Here is a 6,624-nt window from a genome sequence, read left to right as displayed (position 1 = left end):
GCCTGGAAGAAGATGGGCGACCTCGGCGTGCTCGGCATCACGGTGGCGGAGGAATACGGCGGCGCCAATATGGGCTACCTGGCCCACATGATCGCCATGGAAGAAATCAGCCGCGCCTCGGCGTCGGTCGGCTTGTCGTACGGCGCGCACTCCAACCTGTGCGTCAACCAGATCCACCGCAACGGCACCGCCGCGCAAAAGGCCAAATACCTGCCCAAGCTGGTCTGCGGCGACTGGATCGGCGCGCTGGCCATGAGCGAGCCCAATGCCGGCTCCGACGTGGTGAGCATGAAGCTGCGCGCGGACTTCAAGGGCGACCACTACGTGCTCAACGGCACCAAGATGTGGATCACCAACGGCCCGGATTGCGATGTGCTGGTGGTCTACGCCAAGACCGAGCCGGACCTCGGCGCGCGCGGCATGACCGCCTTTATCGTCGAGAAGGGCATGAAGGGTTTCTCGGTGGCGCAGAAGCTGGACAAGCTCGGCATGCGCGGCTCGCACACCGGCGAGCTGGTGTTCCAGGATGTGGAAGTGCCGGTGGAGAACATCCTTGGCGGCGAGAACCTGGGCGCCAAGGTGCTGATGAGCGGCCTGGACTATGAGCGCGCCGTGCTCTCCGGTGGCCCGGTGGGCATCATGCAAGCGTGCATGGATGTCATCACGCCCTACATCCACGACCGCAAGCAGTTCGGCCAGAGCATCGGCGAGTTCCAGCTGATCCAGGGCACCTGGATGGCCGGCGAATCCGTGCAGATCCTGGGCGGCAACGGCTATATCAACGAGTACCCGGTGGGCCGCCTGTGGCGCGACGCCAAGCTGTACGAGATCGGCGCCGGCACGTCGGAAATCCGCCGCATGCTGATCGGGCGCGAGCTGTTCTCGCAAACCATGTGATGCCGGCGCGGCACGCAGCCGGGCGCGGCGCCGCAAGGCGGCAGCGCCAGACCAAGTGCCCCGCCGCCCACGCCGAATTGACCGAAAGAGCACTCGCCCGGCCGCCGAACCAATTTACAATCTCCGGAAACCACCTCCAGCCTTAGTCACCGGTCTGCGACATGTCCCACTTCCCCAAGCTGCTGTCCTCGCAGATCGCCTACGACGTGGCCCGGACCATGCTGGACGSGTTTGACAAGCATTACCGGCTGTTCCGCGAAGTCAGCCACCTGGCCAAGCTGAAGTTCGAGGCGGCCGACTGGCTCGGCCTGCAGCAACTGCAGCGCGACCGCATCGACTTCTACAACGAACGGGTGCGCGAAACCAGCGTGATCCTGGAAGACGAATACGACGCGGAAAATATCGAGGACGAGATCTGGCAGCAGATCAAGCTGCACTACATCGGGCTGCTGACCAACCATCACCAGCCCGAACTGGCCGAGACGTTCTTCAACTCGGTGTGCACGCGCATCCTGCACCGCTCGTACTTCAACAACGACTTCATCTTCGTGCGCCCGGCCATCTCGACCGAGTACATCGAGAACGAGGAGTCGCCCACCCGGCCGACCTTTCGCGCGTACTATCCGGGCAGCCGCAAGGGCATGRYGGCATGCTTCGAGCGCATCGTCCATAACTTCCAGCTCGAGCGGCCGTTTGACGATCTCACGCGCGATATCGGCTATGTGGTGCGCGCCGTCACCGAGTATTTCGGCGACTTCCGCATTGCGCCGAATTTCCAGATCCATGTGCTGTCGTCGCTGTTCTTCCGCAACAAGTCGGCGTTCATCATCGGCCGTATCCTGAATGCCGATCGCACCTTCCCGCTGGCGATCCCCATCGTGCACACGCCCGATGGCAAGCTGTCGCTCGATACGGTGCTGCTCAAGAAGGTACAACTGCTGATCCTGTTCTCCTTCACGCACTCGTATTTCATGGTCGACATGGAGATCCCGTCGGCGTACGTCACCTTCCTGCGCGACATCATGCCGCGCAAGCCGCGCGCGGAGATCTACACTTCGCTGGGCTTGCAGAAGCAGGGCAAGAACCTGTTCTACCGGGACTTCCTGCATCACCTGCAGCATTCGTCGGACAAGTTCATCAGTGCACCCGGCATCAAGGGCCTGGTGATGCTGGTGTTCACGCTGCCGTCGTACCCTTACGTGTTCAAGGTGATCAAGGACTACTACCCGGCGCCCAAGGAGACCACGCGCGAGCAGGTCAAGTCGAAGTACCAGCTGGTCAAGCAGCACGACCGCGTCGGGCGCATGGCCGATACGCTGGAGTACTCCGACGTGGCCTTCCCGCTGTCGCGCTTCGACGATGCGCTGGTGCGCGAGCTGGAGCTGCATGCGCCGTCGATGATCGAATACCAGCGCCGCAAGGATGGCGGCGAGGAAATTGTCGTGCGCCACGTGTATATTGAGCGCCGCATGACGCCGCTGAACATCTGGCTGCAGGAAGGCTCGGATGCGCAGGTCGAGCACGGCATCGTCGAATACGGGAACGCCATCAAGGAGCTGATCGCCGCCAATATCTTCCCCGGCGACATGCTCTACAAGAACTTCGGCGTGACGCGCCACGGGCGCGTGGTGTTCTACGACTACGACGAGATCGAGTACATGACGGACACCAATGTCCGCCACGTGCCGCAGCCGCGCAATGAGGAGGAGGAGCTTTCGGGCGAGGTCTGGTACAGCGTCGGGCGGCACGACATCTTCCCCGAGACCTATCGCACCTTCCTGCTCGGCGACGCGCGCGTGCGTGCTGCCTTCCTGCGGCACCACGAAGACTTTTTCGATCCTGCCATGTGGCAGGCTCACAAGGACCGGCTGCTGGCCGGGCAAATCCATGATTTCTATGCCTATGATGTCTCTGAACGCTTTATCCATCGCTATGCCGCTGGCAGCGCAGGCGCCGAAGCGCGCGCGCACGGCAACGAACCCGCTCCCACAAGGAGAGTCGCATGAGTGACGCCATCGCCCAGCTTTTCCGCAACAACCGCGAGTGGGTGGACCGCGTCAACGCGGAAGACCCGAGCTTCTTCATGCGCCTGGCCAACCAGCAGGCGCCCGAGTACCTGTGGATCGGCTGCTCGGATTCGCGCGTGCCGGCCAACCAGATCCTCGGGCTGGCGCCGGGCGAGGTGTTCGTCCACCGCAATATTGCCAACGTCATCGCCCATAGCGACCTCAACGCGCTGTCCGTGATCCAGTTCGCGGTGGAAGTGCTCAAGGTGCGTCACATCACCGTGGTGGGCCACTATGGCTGCGGCGGCGTCAAGGTGGCGCTCAAGCGCCAGCGCATCGGCCTGGCCGACAACTGGCTGCGCCATGTGCGCGATGTGGCCGACAAGCACGGCGCCTACCTTGGCACCATCACCCGCGAGGAGGACGCGCATACGCGTCTGTGCGAGCTCAACGTGATCGAGCAGGTCAACAACGTGTGCCAGACCACGGTGCTGCAGGACGCGTGGGACCGCGGGCAGCCGGTCACGGTGCATGGCTGGGTCTACGGCGTGTCCGACGGCCTGCTGCGCGACCTGGGCATGGCCGCCAGCAGCAACGACGAGCTGCACGCACAGCTTGAGGCCGCCTACCGCCAGTTCGGCGATCCGCCGCAAGCGTCGATCCGCTAAGCATCGGTCATCAGTCGTCGGCAAGTACGGAGAGATTCCCGGAAGAGCCAACAATCGCCGCCAACCAGCGCCCCAATCATTGGAGACACACCATGCATGATCCCGTTGTCATCGTATCCGCCGCCCGCACCCCCATGGCGGCTTTCCAGGGCGAGTTCGCCACGCTGACGGCGCCGCAGCTCGGCGCCACCGCCATCCGCGCGGCGGTCGAGCGCGCGGGCCTCGCGCCGGAGCAGATCGAGGAAGTGGTGTTCGGCTGCGTGCTGCCCGCGGGCCTGGGCCAGGCGCCCGCCCGGCAGGCTGCGCTGGGCGCTGGCCTGCCGCTCGGCGTGGCCTGCACCACCGTCAACAAGATGTGCGGCTCCGGCATGCGCKCCGCCATGAATGTGCATGACGCGCTGATCGCGGGCGCGTTCGAGATCGGCATCGCCGGCGGCATGGAGAGCATGACCAATGCGCCGTACCTGGTGCCCAAGGGCCGCGGCGGCTACCGTATCGGCCACGGCATGATCTTCGACCACATGATGCTCGACGGGCTGGAAGACGCCTACATCAAGGACGAAAAAGGCGGTGGCCGCTCGATGGGCACCTTCGGCGAGGATTGCGCGGCCAAGTACGATTTCACCCGCGCGGCGCAGGACGAGTTCGCCATGGAGAGCGTGCGGCGCGCCCAGCAGGCCACCGAGCGCGGCGACTTCCGCTGGGAGATCGCGCCGGTGACAGTGCCGGGGCGTAGTGGCGACACCATCATCGATACCGATGAAGGCCCGCGCCGCATCAAGGTCGACAAGATCCCATCGCTCAAGCCCGCTTTTGCCAAGGACGGCACCATCACCGCCGCCTCGTCGTCGTCGATCAACGACGGCGCGGCCGCGCTGGTGATGATGCGCGAATCCACCGCCAAGCGGCTCGGCCTGGAACCGCTGGCCCGCCTGCTCGGCCACACCACGCATGCGCAGGCGCCCGGCTGGTTCACCACCGCGCCGGTGGAAGCGATGAACAAGCTTTACCGCAAGCTCGGCTGGACCACCGACAGCGTTGACCTGTTCGAGATCAACGAAGCGTTCGCCGTGGTGCCGATGGCCGCCATGCACGACCTCAAGATCCCGCGCGACAAGGTCAACATCCACGGCGGCGCCTGCGCGCTGGGCCACCCGATCGGCGCCTCGGGCGCGCGCATCATGGCCACGCTGATCGGTGCGCTGCGTAAGACCGGCGGCAAGCGCGGCGTGGCCAGCCTGTGCATCGGCGGCGGCGAAGCCACCGCGGTGGGGCTGGAGATCGTCTGAACCCGCGGCACTGACCGCAACCGAGCGGCTGCCGCCACCGTGCGGCAGCCAGTCCGCAAACGATATGGAAGAAGGAGTACCGCCTTGCCAACCGCTCTCATCCTTGGTGCCTCGCGTGGCATCGGTCTCGAATTTGTGCGCCAGTACCGTGCCGACGGCTGGCGGGTGCTGGCCGTCGCGCGCAGCGATGATGGCATCAAGGCCATCGAAGCGCTTGGCGCGGAGGCGTTGCGTGCCGACCTGACCGACGCGGGCCAGGTCGCCGGGCTGGGTTGGAAGCTGGACGGTGAGTCCATCGACGTAGCCATCTACAACGCCGGCGTGATCGGCCCGCGCACCGAAGGCGCGCAGCCGGTCACCCGCGAGGACTTCGACAAGGTGATGCACGTCAATGTGCTGGGGCCGATGATGGCGCTGCCGTTGCTGCTGCCGCTGGTCGAGGCCGGGCGTTCGGGCAAGGGCGGTGTGCTGGCGGTGCTGGCTTCACGCATGGGCAGCATCGGCACCATGGACAGCAACCGCAGCTGGCTCTACCGGGTCAGCAAGGCGGCAGCCAACGCGGCGCTCAAGGCCGCCTCGCTCGATGCGCGCCATGCTACCTGCCTGGCCTTCCACCCGGGCTGGGTGCAGACCGAGATGGGCGGCAAGGAAGCCGACCTCACGCCGCAGCAAAGCGTGTCCGGGATGCGCGGCGTGATCGCCGGCRCAACGCGCCAGGATAACGGCGGCTTTCGCAATTACGATGGCAGCGTGATTCCGTGGTGAGCCCGGCGTTCATGGTTCCCGACTCCGCTACCACCTTGGTGACTTGACATGCTGCTCACGCCAGAACAGGAAATGATCCGCGACGCCGTGCGCCAGTTCGCGCAGCAGGAGATCGCGCCGCACGCCGCCGCGTGGGATCGCGACAAGACCTTCCCGCAGGCGGTGCACCGCGAGCTGGCCGCGCTCGGCGCCTACGGCGTGGCGGTACCCGAGCAATACGGCGGCGCCGGGCTCGACTATCTCTCGCTGGCGCTGATCCTGGAAGAAATCGCCGCCGGCGATGGCGGCACCTCGACCGTCATCAGCGTCAACAACTGCCCGGTGTGCAGCATGTTGATGGCTTTCGCCAACGAGGCGCAGAAGCAGCAGTGGCTGGTGCCTCTCGCGCGCGGCGAGATGCTCGGCGCGTTCTGCCTGACCGAGCCGCACGTGGGCTCGGATGCCGCCGCGCTGCGCACCAGCGCGGTGAGGGATGGCGACGACTACGTGCTCAACGGCGTCAAGCAATTCATCACCAGCGGCAAGAACGCCGACGTGGCCATCGTGCTTGCGGTCACCGACAAGGCGGCGGGCAAGCGCGGCATCAGCGCCTTCCTGGTACCCACCGCCACGCCCGGATACATCGTCGCGCGGCTGGAGGAAAAACTTGGCCAGCATTCGTCGGACACCGCGCAGATCCTGTTCGAGGATTGCCGCGTGCCGGCGGCCAGTATGCTGGGCGAGGAGGGCGCCGGCTACAAGATGGCGCTGTCCGGCCTGGAAGGCGGACGCATCGGCATCGCCTCGCAAAGCATCGGCATGGCGCGCGCGGCGTTCGACGCGGCGCTGGCGTATGCCAAGGAACGCGAGAGCTTCGGCCAGCCGCTGTTCGCGCACCAGGCCGTGCAGTTCCGCCTGGCCGACATGGCGACCAAGATCGAGGTGGCTCGGCAGATGGTGTGGCATGCCGCGTCGATCAAGGATGCGGGGCGGCCTTGCCTGAAGGAGGCCGCCATGGCC

6 protein-coding genes are annotated in these 6,624 nt (G+C 65.6%); all 6 read left to right on the top strand.

Annotated elements, in window-relative coordinates:
* A partial coding sequence (locus tag AC1DS3_RS33960) for an acyl-CoA dehydrogenase family protein (RefSeq protein ID WP_477128897.1) occupies positions 1-897 on the top strand: 897 nt, incomplete at its 5' end.
* Positions 898-1,058: 161 nt separating this feature from the next.
* On the top strand, positions 1,059-2,903 hold the full coding sequence (aceK, locus tag AC1DS3_RS33955; RefSeq protein WP_477128896.1) for a bifunctional isocitrate dehydrogenase kinase/phosphatase: 1,845 nt from the start codon (positions 1,059-1,061) through the stop codon (positions 2,901-2,903).
* Positions 2,900-3,571, top strand: a complete 672-nt coding sequence (can, locus tag AC1DS3_RS33950) for a carbonate dehydratase (RefSeq protein ID WP_416050198.1) — start codon at positions 2,900-2,902, stop codon at positions 3,569-3,571. Before aceK ends, can begins: the two co-directional genes overlap by 4 nt.
* A gap of 92 nt (positions 3,572-3,663) precedes the next feature.
* Positions 3,664-4,860, top strand: a complete 1,197-nt coding sequence (locus tag AC1DS3_RS33945) for an acetyl-CoA C-acetyltransferase (protein ID WP_477128895.1) — start codon at positions 3,664-3,666, stop codon at positions 4,858-4,860.
* Between the two features lie 84 nt (positions 4,861-4,944).
* Positions 4,945-5,625, top strand: a complete 681-nt coding sequence (locus AC1DS3_RS33940; protein WP_477128894.1) for an SDR family oxidoreductase — start codon at positions 4,945-4,947, stop codon at positions 5,623-5,625.
* Between the two features lie 48 nt (positions 5,626-5,673).
* On the top strand, positions 5,674-6,624 hold a 951-nt coding region (locus AC1DS3_RS33935; RefSeq protein ID WP_477128893.1), incomplete at its 3' end, for an acyl-CoA dehydrogenase family protein.

Source organism: Cupriavidus sp. 01L46, from assembly GCF_056399905.1.
Note: the sequence above shows the minus strand (reverse complement) of the source record. Positions and strands in the feature narration are given on the sequence as shown.

Excerpts from the sequence above, each read along its gene's own strand:
- can (WP_416050198.1), top strand. The coding sequence starts at position 2,900 with ATGAGTGACGCCATCGCCCAGCTTTTCCGCAACAACCGCGAGTGGGTG.